This window comes from [Lactobacillus] rogosae (assembly GCA_900112995.1).
Taxonomy (GTDB): Bacteria; Bacillota; Clostridia; order Lachnospirales; family Lachnospiraceae; genus Lachnospira; species Lachnospira rogosae.
This window is the reverse complement of record FONU01000019.1, coordinates 36,479-52,830: the sequence shown is the minus strand read 5'-3', so window position 1 is coordinate 52,830 and position 16,352 is coordinate 36,479. Positions and strand designations below refer to the sequence as shown.

General features: G+C 35.0%; 16 protein-coding genes. 15 read left to right on the top strand and 1 reads right to left on the bottom strand.

Translation table 11 applies throughout. The features are described 5' to 3' along the window. The first annotated feature begins 118 nt into the window (after positions 1 to 118). The 15 genes from flgM to BM157_RS09305 all read left to right on the top strand — a co-directional run bounded on the left by flgM (position 119) and on the right by BM157_RS09305 (position 15,239). Complete coding sequence (gene flgM / locus BM157_RS09375) at positions 119 to 400, top strand: flagellar biosynthesis anti-sigma factor FlgM (RefSeq protein ID WP_055306891.1); 282 nt, start codon at positions 119 to 121, stop codon at positions 398 to 400. A 12-nt stretch (positions 401 to 412) separates the two neighbouring features. Continuing rightward, positions 413 to 925: a flagellar protein FlgN gene (locus tag BM157_RS09370; RefSeq protein ID WP_022502407.1), complete on the top strand. Its 513-nt coding sequence runs from the start codon at positions 413 to 415 to the stop codon at positions 923 to 925. A gap of 164 nt (positions 926 to 1,089) precedes the next feature. Further along, a complete protein-coding gene (flgK, locus tag BM157_RS09365; RefSeq protein ID WP_055176952.1) occupies positions 1,090 to 3,024 on the top strand; it encodes a flagellar hook-associated protein FlgK in 1,935 nt (644 codons plus the stop codon). Between the two features lie 95 nt (positions 3,025 to 3,119). Then, the gene (flgK, locus tag BM157_RS09360; protein ID WP_055176955.1) at positions 3,120 to 4,694 is read left to right on the top strand and encodes a flagellar hook-associated protein FlgK; all 1,575 of its coding nucleotides are present in this window, start codon (positions 3,120 to 3,122) and stop codon (positions 4,692 to 4,694) included. A 41-nt stretch (positions 4,695 to 4,735) separates the two neighbouring features. After that, positions 4,736 to 6,346 carry a flagellin N-terminal helical domain-containing protein gene (locus tag BM157_RS09355; protein ID WP_055306889.1) on the top strand — a complete coding sequence of 537 codons (1,611 nt, stop codon included), beginning with the start codon at positions 4,736 to 4,738 and terminating at the stop codon, positions 6,344 to 6,346. Positions 6,347 to 6,384: 38 nt separating this feature from the next. After that, positions 6,385 to 6,843: a flagellar assembly protein FliW gene (fliW, locus tag BM157_RS09350; protein WP_055306888.1), complete on the top strand. Its 459-nt coding sequence runs from the start codon at positions 6,385 to 6,387 to the stop codon at positions 6,841 to 6,843. A 1-nt stretch (position 6,844) separates the two neighbouring features. Beyond that, entirely contained in the window at positions 6,845 to 7,069 is a 225-nt protein-coding gene (gene csrA, locus BM157_RS09345; protein WP_022502412.1) for a carbon storage regulator CsrA, read from the top strand. 226 nt (positions 7,070 to 7,295) lie between these two features. Next, entirely contained in the window at positions 7,296 to 7,733 is a 438-nt protein-coding gene (locus BM157_RS09340; RefSeq protein ID WP_055176960.1) for a flagellar protein FlaG, read from the top strand. 11 nt (positions 7,734 to 7,744) lie between these two features. Further along, positions 7,745 to 9,889: a flagellar filament capping protein FliD gene (gene fliD, locus BM157_RS09335; RefSeq protein ID WP_090140839.1), complete on the top strand. Its 2,145-nt coding sequence runs from the start codon at positions 7,745 to 7,747 to the stop codon at positions 9,887 to 9,889. An 87-nt stretch (positions 9,890 to 9,976) separates the two neighbouring features. Continuing rightward, positions 9,977 to 10,354, top strand: a complete 378-nt coding sequence (fliS, locus tag BM157_RS09330) for a flagellar export chaperone FliS (protein ID WP_055306886.1) — start codon at positions 9,977 to 9,979, stop codon at positions 10,352 to 10,354. A gap of 69 nt (positions 10,355 to 10,423) precedes the next feature. After that, on the top strand, positions 10,424 to 10,900 hold the full coding sequence (gene flgN / locus BM157_RS09325; protein ID WP_022502416.1) for a flagellar export chaperone FlgN: 477 nt from the start codon (positions 10,424 to 10,426) through the stop codon (positions 10,898 to 10,900). A gap of 206 nt (positions 10,901 to 11,106) precedes the next feature. Then, a complete protein-coding gene (locus BM157_RS09320) occupies positions 11,107 to 11,919 on the top strand; it encodes a flagellin N-terminal helical domain-containing protein (protein ID WP_055176966.1) in 813 nt (270 codons plus the stop codon). 215 nt (positions 11,920 to 12,134) lie between these two features. Then, entirely contained in the window at positions 12,135 to 12,947 is an 813-nt protein-coding gene (locus BM157_RS09315; RefSeq protein WP_055176970.1) for a flagellin N-terminal helical domain-containing protein, read from the top strand. Between the two features lie 71 nt (positions 12,948 to 13,018). Further along, on the top strand, positions 13,019 to 14,164 hold the full coding sequence (locus BM157_RS09310) for a glycosyltransferase family protein (RefSeq protein ID WP_055176972.1): 1,146 nt from the start codon (positions 13,019 to 13,021) through the stop codon (positions 14,162 to 14,164). Between the two features lie 16 nt (positions 14,165 to 14,180). Then, positions 14,181 to 15,239, top strand: coding sequence for a tetratricopeptide repeat-containing glycosyltransferase family 2 protein (locus BM157_RS09305; protein ID WP_055176975.1), 1,059 nt, complete (start codon positions 14,181 to 14,183; stop codon positions 15,237 to 15,239). On the opposite strand, the gene BM157_RS09300 is transcribed toward BM157_RS09305, so the two are convergent. Next, positions 15,236 to 16,207, bottom strand: a complete 972-nt coding sequence (locus tag BM157_RS09300) for a glycosyltransferase family 2 protein (protein ID WP_090140836.1) — start codon at positions 16,205 to 16,207, stop codon at positions 15,236 to 15,238. The genes BM157_RS09305 and BM157_RS09300 overlap by 4 nt on opposite strands. Between the last annotated feature and the right edge of the window lie 145 nt (positions 16,208 to 16,352).

Here is a 16,352-nt window from a genome sequence, read left to right as displayed (position 1 = left end):
TAATCATAAAGCAGAGAACTGAGCTGTAATAAGGCAGTTAAGGACTGGAATATTTGTTGCAGACACCTTTGATAACGGTTCTTACAAGACTTTGAAGATAGAAAGTGAGGCGGTAAGTATGCGTATAGATGCTTATAATGCTGTGAGTCAGATATATAAGACAAGTTCTTATTCTAAGAATAATAAGGTTGTTACTAATAAGAAAGAGAATGACAAGTATGAGATTTCAGATACAGCTAAGCTGTATCAGGTAGCGAAGTCAGCAGTGGCTTCTACATCAGATGTCAGAATGGATATGGTTAATGATGTTAAGGCACGTATTCAGGCCGGAACATATAATATAAGTTCTGAAGATGTTGCGGATAAGATACTTGACAGAATTTCAACATTAACATTTTAGTGAGGTTAAAGCATGGCAAGTTTAATAGATCTATTAATCGATGATTTGAATAATGAGGATACAGGATATAATAAGCTTCTGGACTTGTCCAATGATAAGACTTCCGCAATTGTTAAGGGAGATGTTGATGAATTACAAAAGATATTCCTACAGGAACAGAAGTTAATAGAAGAACTTGAAACCGTTGAACAGAAAAGACAGGAAGATGTGAAAGAGATATGCTCGATACTAAGGCTTCCATATGAGCAGATAAGAGTAGAACATATAGTACAGATACTTGAGAAGAAGCCTAAAGAGCACGATGCACTAGAAGAAGTATATCTCAGACTTAAAAGAACTTTGAACCAGCTTACAACAGTTAATGATAATAATAAGCTGCTTCTCAAGGAATCAATGGATATGATACAGTTTGAGCTTGATCTTGCCAAGAATTCAGTTATGGATCCACAGACTTCCAATTATGGAAGAACAGCTTATGAGGAACAGGGGATTACTGGAGCGACAGGATTTGATGCAAAACAATAAATATAATCCGGACTAATAATCAGAAGAAACGGATTGACTCTGATTATTACACAATATAGATTAAGTAATATTATTCGGAATTAAGGGTCACATTTTCAAAGGAATGAATTGGGATTTTTCTTTGAGAATGTGATTTTTTTCTGGGTTTAGGATATGGAGGAATTATGGCTAACGGAATGGCATCGCTTATGGTAGGAGCGTCAGGACTTAAAACATCACAGACAGCACTTAATACAACGGCACACAATCTGTCAAATGTTAATACAACAGGATACACAAGACAGCAGATTACATTTGCAGACAGTACGTATGTTAATGTGTTCGGAACAGGAAACAGCACAGGCAAGTGTGGACTTGGTGTTGATGTTGATGCTATAAGCAGAATAAGAAATGATTTTATAGATAAGTCATACAGAACAGAGAATGCAAGACTTGGATATTATGAAAGCCAGTATAAGGCAGTAGAAGAAGTAGAAGATTTATTTGGAGAAATGCAGGGCGTTACATACCAGACACAGATAACGAATCTGTATAACGCAATTAATGAACTTACTAAGAATCCAACAAGTACAATTGCAAGATCTTCGCTTATCCAGAATGCAACAGCATTTATAGACAGGTCTGAAGCAATATATGCTGGGCTTAAGGATTATCAGGTAACTCTTAACACAGATATTAATAATATGGTAAATAAGATTAACAATCTTGGACAAAAGATATATGACCTTAATAAAGAGATAGCCAAGGTTGAATCTGGAAGTGGTGAACGTGCTAATGATTTAAGAGATACAAGAGATAATGCGTTAGATGAATTAAGTGGTTATATTGATTTTGATTATTATGAGAATGAACATGGTGAGGTGATTGTAACTGCTGAGAATGTACCATTTGTTACATCGGCACAGGTTACTGAGATGGGAACAAGACAGGTTGATAATAGTGCACTGTTAATCCCAATCTGGCCAGGTTATGACAGGGATGTATTTAATCTTTCTAATATTAATAATATGAAGGATACAGACAAGGGAGAACTCAAAGGTCTTTTAGTAGCAAGAGGTTCTATAGAAGTTAATTATACAGATGTACCTGTTATGCCGGAGAAGGAAGATTACGATCTTACAACAGCAGACGGACTTCAGGCTTATAATGATGCAATGGATGCATATAACGAGAAGCAGGAATATTACAACAAATATATTGAACCATCAGCAATACTTAGTGCGATAGCTGGATTTGATAAGCTTGTTAATGGAATAGTTACTTCCCTTAATGATATTCTTTGTCCAGAAAAGACAATAGAAACAACAAAAGAGCTTACAGATAATGACGGTAATGTATTACAGGCTGATGAGTACATATATAATGCTTCAGTCAATGCAACACTTTATGACAGATATGGTAAGGAAGTTAAAGGTGTTGCCAATGGTGATGGAACTTACAGTTATTCATCAGGTGAGAAGCTTTATGTTGACCAGGCAGGAACAACAGCTGAGACTATTGATAATATGAAGTATTCTGTACTTGACACAGACAAGGCTGGTTTCGGTATGGATAAGGATATGACTATGGGTGTTGAATTGTTCAAGAGAGAGGGAACAGAAAGATACATCCAGATAACAGCGGCAGACGGAACTAAGACTTATGTCCGTAATAATCTTAACACAGCAGATTATGAAACAGATTATACACTTGGTAAGCTTTTAGTTAATCCAGAAGCTTCACAGCATGTTGACAGAATTCCATTATCAACAATACAGGGCAAGGAAGATTTTTCTAAAGCTAATGAACTTATTGATGCATTCAGCAAAAAGTTCGCATCGCTTAATCCTGATTCATATGCCAAGGCAGACTTTAATTCATTCTATAATGATTATATAGGTGAGTTTGCTACAGTTGGTAAGGTACTTTCAAGATTTGTTAATAACCAGACATCAATGGTTGATGGTTATGATAACCAGAGATTACAGACATCAGGTGTATCTTCAGATGAAGAACTTGAGAAGATGATAAAATATCAGCACGCATATAATGCGGCATCAAGATATATTAATGTTGTAAGTGAGATGATAGAACATCTTGTTACATCACTTGGTTCTTGATTATATTAATTACAGATTATATTGAATTATAATTGATGTTTAATACAACAATGTAAATAATGCACTGGTATAAAGGTGCAGAATGGAGAGTTAATATGGCATCTACATTTTTTGGATTATCAATCTCATACAAAGGACTTCAGGCGGCACAGACATCTATTACAACAACAGCACACAACCTTTCTAATATTAATACTGATGGATATACTAAGCAGAGCGTGCTTTTACAGGCATCAGATGCTTTAAGAACATATTCAACATACGGAACAATTGGTTCAGGTGTTAATGTTGTAGAGATTAAACAGACAAGAGATTCTTATTATGATGAGAAATATCGTAACAACTGTGCTAACTATGGACAGTACGAAGCTAAGAATAATTATATGACACAGGTTGAGGATTATCTTAATGAATTTCTTCTTTCAGGTTTCTCAAAGGAATACGGCAATTTCTTTGATGCAGTTAACCAGCTTACAATTACACCAGCTGACACTTCTGCAAAGAACCAGCTTATTAATAATGCCAAGAGTATGACAGATTACTTTAATACATTAGCTAATAACTTAAGAAATGTACAGGCAGATGCCAATAACGAAGTAAAGGATACTGTTGAGCATATTAATACACTTGCACAGAACATAACAGCACTTAATAAGCAGATTAACCAGATTGAGGCGTGCTATGGTGATGCTAATGATCTTCGTGACCAGAGAAATGCATTAGTTGATGAGCTTTCAAAGGCAGTTAATATAACAGTAAGCGAGACAGAAATCCAGAATGGTCTTACATCATTCCAGATAACAATTAATGGACAGTCACTTGTTAATGATTACAGTTACAGGACATTAGAGGTTGTGGCAAGAGGTGAAGTAAGAAATACAAGCGATGCAGATGGACTTTATGATATAAAGTGGAATGACGGATCTGATTTTAATATATACAGTGACTCACTTGGAGGACAGTTAAAAGCACTTATAGATATAAGAGATGGCTGTAATGGAGAGATTGAGTCTTATGCTAAGAATGATGATGGAACATACAAGACAGATATTGATGGTAATATCGTAACAGAGACTAATGCACAGGCAGGCGAGAATATTAATTATAAGGGTGTTCCATATTATCAGGTACAGCTTAATACGTTTATACAGACATTTGCACAGGCAGTTAACAGCATATTTGAAAGTGGCTATGTATCAGATGCGGATACAACTGATGCTAAGAATAAAGGTATACCACTTTTTGTTGTTCAGGATGGTTCTGGAGTTCTTACAGCAACAACAGTATCTGTTAATTCGGCTCTTTTAGAGGATGCTGATAAGCTTGCGACAAAGTCAAATGTAGGGGACGGCGAATCACAGTGCGATCTGATTGAACAGATTAATGCACTTCAGAAGAAAAAGATATTTGATGGTGGTACAGGTGCTTACTTCCTTGAAAGTATTGTCAGTGATGTATCAATTGATTCAAGTAAGGCTAAGACATTTCTTTCTAACTATAATAATATGAAGACAACAATTCAGAACCAGAGATTATCGGTTATGGGTGTTGATACTGATGAAGAAGCTATGGATCTTATGAAGTTCCAGCAGGCTTACAATCTTAACTCTAAGATGATGTCGGTTATGAACGAGATATACGACAAGCTTATTAACCAGACGGGCTTATAATTAGTTCACATAGCATATCTGTAAATGAATGGAGGAATAGTATGAGAATAACTAATCAGATGATGATAAACAGCTCTATAGCTAATATACAGACTAATAAAAGTCAGATTAATACAATGGATACACAGTTATCTACACAGAAGAAGATTAACAAGCCTTCTGATGACCCAATTATTGCAATCAGAGCATTAAGACTTCGTTCAAGTCTTGATCAGGTTACACAGTATATTAATAAGAATATACCAGATGCTTCATCATGGCTTTCGGTAACACACGATGCTCTTGACCAGAGTTACAATATAGTATCACAGCTTTACAGCTATTGTAATCAGGGTGCAACAGATTCTTATTCTCCTTCGGAACGTAATACAATTGTTGAGACACTTAATAAGCTAAAGGATTCATTCTATACACAGGGAGATGTAGATTATGCTGGAAGATATGTATTCACAGGTTATGCAACAGACAAGCCTCTGACATATCAGTCAGATGCAGATGCTAAGGATGTGGACTATACAATAACACAGAACTTTACAAGAGATGCACTTAGCAGTAAGACTGTATATACTAATGCCTATTCTAATGATGATATTATGAATCTGTCAGTTAAAAAAGATGCTAATGGCAAGATTATTACACCAAATGTGCAGACAGTACACAGATTACAGCTTGCTTATTCAGAGGTTGATGCTAATGGAACATTTAAGATTACAGACAGTCAGGGCAATACGGCTTCAATAACTAAGAACACAGACGGAACAATATCAGTAACAGATGCAGATGGTAATGCAGTTACAGGTGTTACAACTAATACAGATGCCAATGGTAATATAACAGGCGTTACAGGTAACTTCTTTAGTGATGGAAGTGGCAATGCAGTTACAGTATCATTTACATCAGATACTAATTATATACCAGGTGATGATGAGATAGTTATTAATTCACAGGTTGGTGAAGTTCTTCTTGGAGAAAATGTATATAAGGACGTATATACAAGCAATTCATTCTCAGTGCAGTATGATAAATCTAATTTTAAAAAGGGTGATGTTAATCCAACAATGTATTTTGACTGTGTTGATAATGTTACAGGCGTTACTTATGTTAAGAAGGATGAAGATATAGAGTATAATATTAATTTTACACAGAAGTTAAAGGTTAATACTCAGGCAGATGAAGCGTTTAATATATATTTTGGAAGAAATATAGATGACCTCACATCAGCAGTACAGAATGTTCTTGATATAGAGAGCCAGATGTCAAAGGTTGAAAGTATGATGAAAGAGGAAAGATATTCATCAGATGCAGACCAGAAGAGTTTAAGTGATATTCTTGAAGGACTTACTAAGCAGCAGGAATTAGCAAAAAGCCAGATGACTAAAGCTTTTGAGAGTGGTATCGGGCAGATGCAGGGATATCAGGAACAGATTTCTAATGCCAAGGCTGATGTGGGTAACAGAATTACAAGACTTGACCTTACTAAGTCAAGACTCACAGAACAGAAGACTAATTTTACAAGTCTTAAGTCTGAGAATGAAGATATTGACCTTGAGGAGGTTGTTATATCTTATACTTCTGCCCAGCTTGTATATAATGCGGCACTGTCAGCAGCAAGCAAGGTAGTACAGCAGACATTACTTGATTTTATTGGATAGAAAATGATAATCAAAGCGTTTTAATGGAGGGTATTAAGGTGAAGGTAGATACTAGATGGTTTGGAACGATTGATATTGATGATGAGAAGATTATAACATTTGACCTTGGGGTTATTGGCTTTGAGGACTGTAAAAAGTTTACACTTATATACGATGTGGATAAGGGAGACGAGGCATCAATAATGTGGTTACAGTCATTAGATGAGCCAGAACTTGCTCTTCCAATGTTAAAGCCGGAGCTTATTAAAGAAGACTATGATCCGATAGTTGAAGATGAGATGTTAAAGGCTCTTGGAAGTGATATTAAAGAAGCTGATCTTATAGTGTTTTGTGTACTTACTGTTCCGGCAGATATTACTAAGATGACAATTAATTTCAAAGCTCCAATCATTGTCAATGCTGATACATTAAAGGGTGTACAGCTTATAGCCGACAACAATGATTATGAAGTCAGATATCCTATTTATTCAATTCTTGAAGAAAGGAAAGGTGAGTAGAATGCTGGCATTATCAAGGAAAAAAGATGAAGCTATAATAATTAACGATGACGTAGAAGTCACAGTTATCGAGATTAAAGGAGATCAGGTTAAGCTTGGAATAACAGCACCTAAGTCTGTTCCAATCTACAGAAAAGAAGTATATGTACAGATAAAGGATGCTAATAAGGAAGCTACACAACAGGCAATTGATGTTAAGGCACTTAACCAGCTCTTTAAGAAATGATAGTTACATTTGTTATAACAATTGTAATGATTTATAATGAATATAATTAATATATAATATTATATTATGGCATTAGAATGCCGATATAGGGTTTAGAAACTGAGTAAAGTGCAATAAATACGGGAAAAGGATTTCTTTACTGCACTAGGATATATATTGCAGAATTGTAATATTGGTTAATATCGGTTTGAGAACATTTTTTACAACCACACGGAGGTGAAGGATAATGGGAATTGATAAAATGAGCATAGCTGCCAATTACCATAATCAGGCAGTTCAGGCAACACAGATTAATAAGGTTAATGTTCAGACTTCTTCTGATACAGCAGCAAAGGAGATGACAGCAGATAGTAAAGTCAGTACAGCATCGACAGTGCAGATAACCAATACACAGAAGAGTGGTACTGACAATGGCGAATCTAATCTTGCACAGCAGAATGAGAAGAAAGAAGCAAGTATCAAGGAACTCAAAGATATACAGAAAGTAATTAATAGAAATACAATAGCAGAATTTGGTTATAATGAGCCAACTAACCGTATTACTATTAAGATTAAAGATAAGGACACTGATGAAGTCATCAAGGAGATACCATCAGAGAAGGCTCTTGAAATGCTTGCAAAAGCCTGGGAGCTTGCTGGTATCCTTGTTGATGAGAAGAGATAGGAGGTAATATTATGCCAATAAGATTATCAGGTATGGTTTCAGGTATGGATACAGAGTCGCTTGTAACAGCACTTGTATCAGGATATCAGTTAAAGAAAGACAATCTTGTAAAGGCTCAGACTAAGCTTTCCTGGAAACAGGAAAAGTGGAAGACTATGAATACAAGCATATATAGCTTTTATAGTGGAAAGCTTTCATCAGCGAGGTTTGGTAAAGCATACAGCCTTAAGAAGTCAACTGTATCTAATTCAAGTGTAGCTACAGTTACAGCAAGTTCAAGTGCGGTAGCTGGAGACCAGACATTAAAGGTTAAAGAACTTGCATCATCGGGTTATCTTACAGGTGGTGAAGTTACTAATAAATCAGACAGCACATCAAAGATAACAGGTTCAAGCAAGTTATCAGCTATAACAGGTAAGACGTCAGGACAGGGAAGTGTTACACTTTCTGTTGATGGTAAGTCAACTAATATAGAACTTACAGATGATATGACAGTTAATCAGTTCTTAGTAAAGCTTAAGGATGCTGGTGTACAGGCAAGCTTTGATGAGGCGAACCAGAGATTCTTTATAAGTTCCAAGACTTCTGGTAAAGATGGCGATTTTTCATTAGTAGCTAATGATACAGCTGGTAGAGACTCTTTGTATGAATTGGGACTTTATACAGATGATAAGACATCTACAGCAGAGTATACAAAATGGGCTGGCTATTATAATGCTGCGGATGGTACATATACATCAGCACTTGATGATATTATTAATAGTGCTTATGAGAGTAATAAGATAAGCTTTGATACAGTAGCACAGGAAAAGCTTGCAGCATATAGTAAAGCTTCTGCTACAGTTGATAGTTTTAATACTAAATATATGTCAGATACAGGTGTCACAGCTGAAGATAATGCTAAGGCACAGCTTACATCAAAACAGGCACAGCTTGATGCACTTATTTTAAAAGGCAAAGGCGGAGATAATGATAGTGATTTTGATGAAAGTAAACTTACAGACGAAGAAAAAGAACAATATAAAACCCTTACAAGTTCTGTAGAAACACTTAAATCAGACATAGCTAACTACGATACAGCTAAGAAATCAATGGAAGACCTTAAAAATTATGTTAATATTGAGGTGAAAGATGGCAAGACAACTGTATCAGCTCTAAAAGAGACAGATTCAGCTGCTGGAGTTGCCAATATAGCTGCTGAGACTGCTGACAGGAATACTAAGATTAAGGCAGACCTTACAACACAGTATCAGAACAAAGCAAAGAATAGCTATGATATGATTAACGCAGCACATAAGTTTTCTAAGGGCGCATCAAGAAAAGTAGGACAGGATTCAGAAATTGAGCTTAATGGTGCTACATTTACAAGTAATAGCAATAACTATTCGATTAATGGCATTACAATACAGGTAACCGCTAAGACTAAGGATGATGAGCAGGTTACAATAACTACAGATACAGATGTAGATGCAATCTATAAGTCTATTAAAGATATGTTTACAGATTATAATAAGCTGATTAAGTCAATGGATGAAGCATACAATGCAGACAGCTCTAAGGGTTATGAACCACTTACAGATGACGAGAAGTCCGCAATGACGGATGATGAAGTTGAAAAGTGGGAGACTAAGATTAAGGACTCACTTCTTAGAAAGGATGATACTTTAAGCAGTATTATCAATACTATGAAGAATGATATGGCTTCATCATTTACAATTAACGGAAAGTCGTATGCTTTATCAAGCTTTGGTATAGCAACACAGGGATATTTCTCATCAGGTGAGAATGAAAAAGGTGTATATCATATTGATGGTGATTCAGATGACTCTGTTTCATCGGGTAATGATGATAAGTTAAGGGCGGCAATAGCAAGTGATCCGGAGACTGTAGTTTCGTTCTTCTCACAGCTTGCTACAAAGCTTTATACAGATTTAGGTAATAAGATGGCTACATCTTCAGTGAGCAGTGCTTATACAGTATATAATGACAAGCAGATGACTAAGCAATATTCAGAATATACAACTAAGATAAGTGATGCAGAGACTAAGATTACAACTTGGGAAGATTACTATTATAGTAAATTCTCAGCTATGGAATCAGCTTTATCAAAGCTTAACTCGCAGACATCATCAATGTCTGGTTTATTTGGAAATTGATAATTGGGTATTGATTTAATTCTATATTAAGGATAATATGGTAATAGGAATATAAGGTGTTTATGACATCAGGAGAGAGGACAAGTTATGATATATAATCAGAATATGGCACAGCAGTATAACCGCAATAAGATATTAACAGCGACACCGGCTGAGCTTACGTTATTATTATATGAAGGTGCAATTAAGTTTTGTAATATTGCTCAGGTTGCAATAGAAAAGAATGATACAGAAAAGGCACATACTAATATAGTAAAGGCAGAGATGATTATAGAAGAGCTTCAGTCAACACTTAATCGTAAATACCCGGTAGCAGAGGATTTTGATAATGTGTACAAGTATATCTACAGCCTTTTAGTTGACGCTAATATGAAGAAAGATACACAAGTTCTTGATCAGGCATTAGTTGAATTAAGAGGAATGAGAGATACTTGGAAAGAAGTTATGGCAAAAGCTGGTAATTAATAATATAAAGGTATAGTCAAATAGTAATTTAACTATACCTTTATGATATCAAGATGGTGGTAATAGTATATGATTACAGAGAATTATCTTCAGATAATGATAGATAGTCTGCTTAAGAAGATAGAGATACTTAAGAAAGTATCTGAACTGAATGAACAACAGAGTGCTTTGCTTGATGATAAAGAATTCGATGGAGATAAGCTTCAGAGTAATATGGAGAGTAAAGCTGCATATATAGATGAGCTTAATTCACTTGATGAGGGCTTTCAAGCTGTATTTGACAGAGTAAAAGAAGATGTAGAAGAGTATAAGGCTGATTATAAGGAATTAATAATTAGATTACAGGAGCTTATAAGAGAAGCTACATCCTTAAGTGCGACTATACAGGCACAGGAATCAAGAAACAAAGTCAGAGTTGATATTAAGTTCAGGCAGTTAAAGGATAATGCTAAGACAGCCAAGCGAAGTGTAAGTATGGCTAATAAGTATTATCAGAATATGAGCAGGGTAAGTTCTGAACCGCAGTTTATGGATCAGAAGAAATAATACATATATTTACCAATATTTTAATGCAGCTAGGTAATAAGTATATTTCAGTATTTTGACATTTGCATTAAAAAATATTAAAATAAGTTTATATTAGGGCTAAAGTTAATAAACAACAGTCCGATATAATATATAACAGGAGCAATCCTGAACAATTTAATTATGGGTGGCAGGGACGCCACCAAGAATTCAAGGAGGAAACTATTATGGTAGTACAACACAATCTTACAGCAATGAACGCTAACAGACAGTTAAGTGGAGTTCAGAGTGCACAGCAGAAGTCAACAGAGAAGTTATCATCTGGTTACAGAATTAACAGAGCTGGTGATGATGCTGCAGGTCTTTCAATTTCAGAAAAGATGAGAAGTCAGATCAGAGGTCTTAATAAGGCTGTTTCTAATGCTCAGGATGGTATCTCATTAGTACAGGTAGCTGAAGGTGCTCTTAACGAGACACATTCAATTCTTCAGAGAATGAACGAATTAGCAACACAGGCAGCTAACGATACTAATACATCAACAGATAGAAATGCTCTTCAGAAGGAAATGGATCAGCTTACATCAGAAATCGATAGAATTCGTTCTACAACTCAGTTCAACTCAATGAACTTACTTGATGGTTCTTTCACAGGAAAGGAATTACAGGTAGGTGCATTATCAGGACAGAAGATTTCTATCTCAATTGGTAATATGAATTCTTCTAAGCTTAAGATTAGCGGACTTAAGGTTAGCTCATTCTCATCAGCAGGAAAGGCAATGGCAGCTATTCAGAAGGCTATTAATTCAGTTTCTACTCAGAGATCTAAGCTTGGTGCTCTTCAGAACAGACTTGAGCATACAATCAACAACCTTAACACAACAAGTGAGAATACATCAGCAGCTGAATCACGTATCCGTGATGTAGATATGGCTACAGAGATGGTTGAATACAGCAAGAACAATATTCTTGCTCAGGCTGGACAGTCTATGCTTGCACAGGCTAATCAGGCTAATCAGGGTGTTCTTTCACTCTTAGGCTAATTAGGTAGTTGAAGTTATAATACTATCATAGAGGCTGTGACTTTAACAAGTATTTGTTATTGTCACAGCCTTTTTTAAAATTTTTAAATTAAGGGGTTAAGTCTATATCAAAATATCCGATATATATTGCAGTTAAGTTTTGGAAGACTTATATACATTTTATTAATTACAATATATATTTAAGGATAAGTAAGACATTCAGGGAGGAATTATTAATGGTAGTACAGCATAATCTTACAGCAATGAACGCTAACAGACAGTTAAGTGGAGTAACAAGTGCACAGGCTAAGTCAACAGAGAAGTTATCATCAGGTTATAGAATTAACAGAGCCGCAGATGATGCAGCAGGTCTTTCTATTTCAGAGAAGTTAAGAAGCCAGATTAGAGGTCTTGACAAGGCTGCTTCTAACTCACAGGATGGTATTTCATTAGTACAGGTAGCTGAAGGTGCTCTTAACGAGACACATTCAATCTTACAGAGAATGAATGAATTAGCAACACAGGCAGCTAACGATACTAATACATCAACAGATAGAGCTTCTATTCAGAAGGAGATGGATCAGCTTACATCAGAGATTGATAGAATCCGTTCAACAACTCAGTTCAACTCAATGAACTTACTTGATGGTACATTCAAAAATATGAAGCTGCAGGTAGGTGCATTATCAGGACAGAGTATTGTAATTTCTATTGATAATATGAATGCATCTTCACTTAAGATTAGCGGACTTAAGGTTAGCTCATTCTCATCAGCAGGAAAAGCAATGGCAGCTATTCAGAAGGCTATTAATTCAGTATCTGTTCAGAGATCTAAGCTTGGTGCTATTCAGAACAGACTTGAGCATACAATTAACAACCTTAACACAACAAGTGAGAATACATCAGCAGCTGAATCACGTATCCGTGACGTGGATATGGCTACAGAGATGGTTGAATACAGCAAGAATAACATTCTTGCACAGGCTGGACAGTCTATGCTTGCACAGGCTAATCAGGCTACACAGGGTGTTCTTTCACTTCTTCAGTAATATTAAAAGAATATATATTAATACAAGGACTGTCATTATATCTGGCAGTCCTTTTTTATAATGAGGTTTCGATGAAGGTATTATATTGCAGCTGGTATGAGAATTCCAAGAAGGATATGGTTAAAGCACTTGATATATTAGCAGATGAAGTGTTTGTTATAGAGCATAGCGTTAAGGAGTATATTGGGGATAACAAAGAAGTTGAGTATGAAGTTATAGACATATTATCTAATGGAATAGATGTTGTTATATCGTTTGATTTTCTTCCTATGTTATCAGATACATGCAGTAATTATGGAATAACGTATATTTCGTGGATATATGATTGGCCTAATTATACGTTATATTCCAAGGCAATATATAATAAATGCAATGAAATATATTTGTTTGAGAGAGATGGGATTAAATTATTATCAAAATATGGTATGGGTAATATACAGTATGCAAGTCTTGCAGTTGATACAGACAGGCTTGACAGGCAATTAGGAAAAGATATTGATAATACAAGCTATGAGTATGATATAAGCTTTGTGGGAAATATGAATCCTGACCTGAAAAGTGTATTGATGAGCAAAGATGTATCTTCATATTATGAAGGCTACATTAATGGACTTGCTAATGCACAGCAAAAAATATATGGATACAATATAATTAATGATATTGTGGATAGTGAGTTCGTAGATAAATATTTATATGCAGCGTGTGCTGATATGGATAATATTGCTGTGCCACACGAACATGTGCTGTCTTCCCAGATTAATAAATATGTGACAGGAGTTGAGAGGGTCAATTTATTAAGAAAGATAGCTGATAAATATATGGTGGATATATTTACAGGAAGCAGGGATTTAGATATTGCTAATGCTGATATTCATAGTGGTGTAGATTATTATAGTGAAATGCCAGTAATATTCAGAAAGTCCAGAATTAATTTAAATATAACCCTTCGTTCAATTACTACAGGTATTCCGCTCAGAGTATATGATATATTAGGTGCAGGAGGATTCTGCCTTACTAATTATCAGGAAGATATTGAACAGTTATTTAAAAATGGTGAAGAACTGGTTATGTTTACTGGTGAGAATGATATGCTTAATAAGATAGATTATTATATGTGCCACGAAAAAGAAAGGATGGAAATAGCTGTTAATGGTCATAGAGCTGTTAAAAAGTTTGATTACATTTATGTATTGAAGCATATATTAGGTGTTGATTAGTATTGGAGGGATAATATTGGATATATCAGTATGTATAATTACTAAGAATGAAGCAGACAAGCTGGAAAAGTGTCTGCTTTCATTAAAAAAATATAATTTACAAATAGTTGTAGTTGATACTGGTTCAACAGATAATACATCTGTAATTATTGATAAATATGCAGATATAAGTGGCAGCTATAAGTGGTGTGATGATTTTTCAAAGGCGAGAAATTATTCAATCAGCCTTGCAGGTAATGACTGGATTCTCGTACTTGACAGCGATGAATGGATTGAAAAGATGAATATAGATGAAGTAGCTGCTATTATAAGCAATCAATCAGTGAATTGTACGGGGAAAATAGAACTAATTAATAATATTAATTATGATAATGAATTGACCAGGGGTGTAGAGAGAATAACACGCCTGTTTAACAGAAAGCGGTGTCATTATGAGGGAAGAATCCACGAGCAGGTTGTAAGTATTGATAAAAATGTAGTTACAGCCGTAGATGTTCCGATAACAGTTGGTCATTCAGGATATATGGGAAGCGTTGATAATAAGAAGAAAAAGGCAGAGCGTAACATAAGGCTGTTAGAGCTTGAATTAAAAGAAAATGGTCCGGATGCATATATATATTACCAGTTGGGTAAGAGCTATTATATGCAGGGAGATTATAAAAATGCATCTGGGAATTTTGAAAAGGGCTTATCCTTTGATTTAGATCCAAAGCTTGAGTATGTTCAGGATATGATTGAAACATATGGATATTCACTGCTTAATGAGAAGAGAATTCCTGAAATGATGTTTCTTCAGAATATATATAGTGAGTTTGCGGTAAGTGCAGATTATGTATTTTTAATGGGACTTGCATATATGAACAATGGATTGTTTGATAAGGCGATAGAGGAATTTAATAAGGCTAAGTCATATAAATTATGTAAGATTGATGGTTGTAACAGTTATAAAGCTGATTATAATATTGGCGTTATATATGAGTGTCTTGGCGATACAGCAAAGGCGGTATTAAGTTATAAGAAATGTCAAAGTTATGAACCGGCATTAAAAGGATTAAAAAGGCTTGGCTGTAATTAGCCAAGCTGTGAAATAATCTTATCAATATCAGATAATAAATGTAAATCCTGTTTATCAATTTTATTATTAATGAATTTATTGGACTTTACAGGAAGCTTAATATATTTATTTATATAATTCTTAATATCGGTAATTCTGTTCTTTAGTATGTATGCAGGAACTGAATTGCTGGAATTAAGACAGCAGTTAAGGGCTAAGGAGCATAGATTATATATTCCGTATTCAACAGCATATTGAATATCTGTATAATCAGGCAGAACAGATAACTGGCTGTAAGCTGCTTCAATAGCACTGATGACGTTATTGTAATAGTTGTTGTAGTCAATATGCTTAGAGATTGAAGCTGCACTATTCTTATAGCAATAAAGGATTTCTTTAACATTGCCTATGCTGGAAGCTGTAGCGAATAAATACATAAGTGTTTCAAAATCTTCAAGTATGCAGTGTTCCCTGAATTGAAGTCCTATGCGGTCAAGAAAAGATTTCTTAATAAGCTTTGACCAGAAATATCCACCACTTGCGATTAATTCACTTCTTTTATAGCCATTGAGTTCACCGGTTAATTCATCAGAAGCGTGGACAATGGCTGAATCTTTTGCTTCGTTATAATATCCACAATCAACAATATCATAATTGCCTGAGATTGCTTTAGCATACATTTTCTCAAACATATCAGGAACTGCGATATCATCACTATCCATAAAACCAATATAATCGCCGGAAGCATACGATAAACCGATGTTTCTTGCACCGCCAGCACCGTGGTTCTCATCAAGATTAATTAAAAGAACTTTGTCAGAAAATTGTGCTTCGCAGTCAGCAAGTATTTTCAGTGAATTGTCAGTTGAGTAATCATTTACAAGAATTAACTCAATATCCGTAAGAGTCTGGGTGACAAGACTGCTTAAGCTGTCAATAAGAGTCATTTCAGAATTGTAAACTGGCATAATAACAGATACTTTTGGCATATTAAACTTTATCCTCCCTGATATATGTGATAAAATTATTATAACATATACTTAATGATAAATGGAGATGAGTGTGGAAATAAATTTCCGTATGGGGCTTTGTGTCTGCACATATATGTAAAAATAGTTAAGAATAAAATGTGCG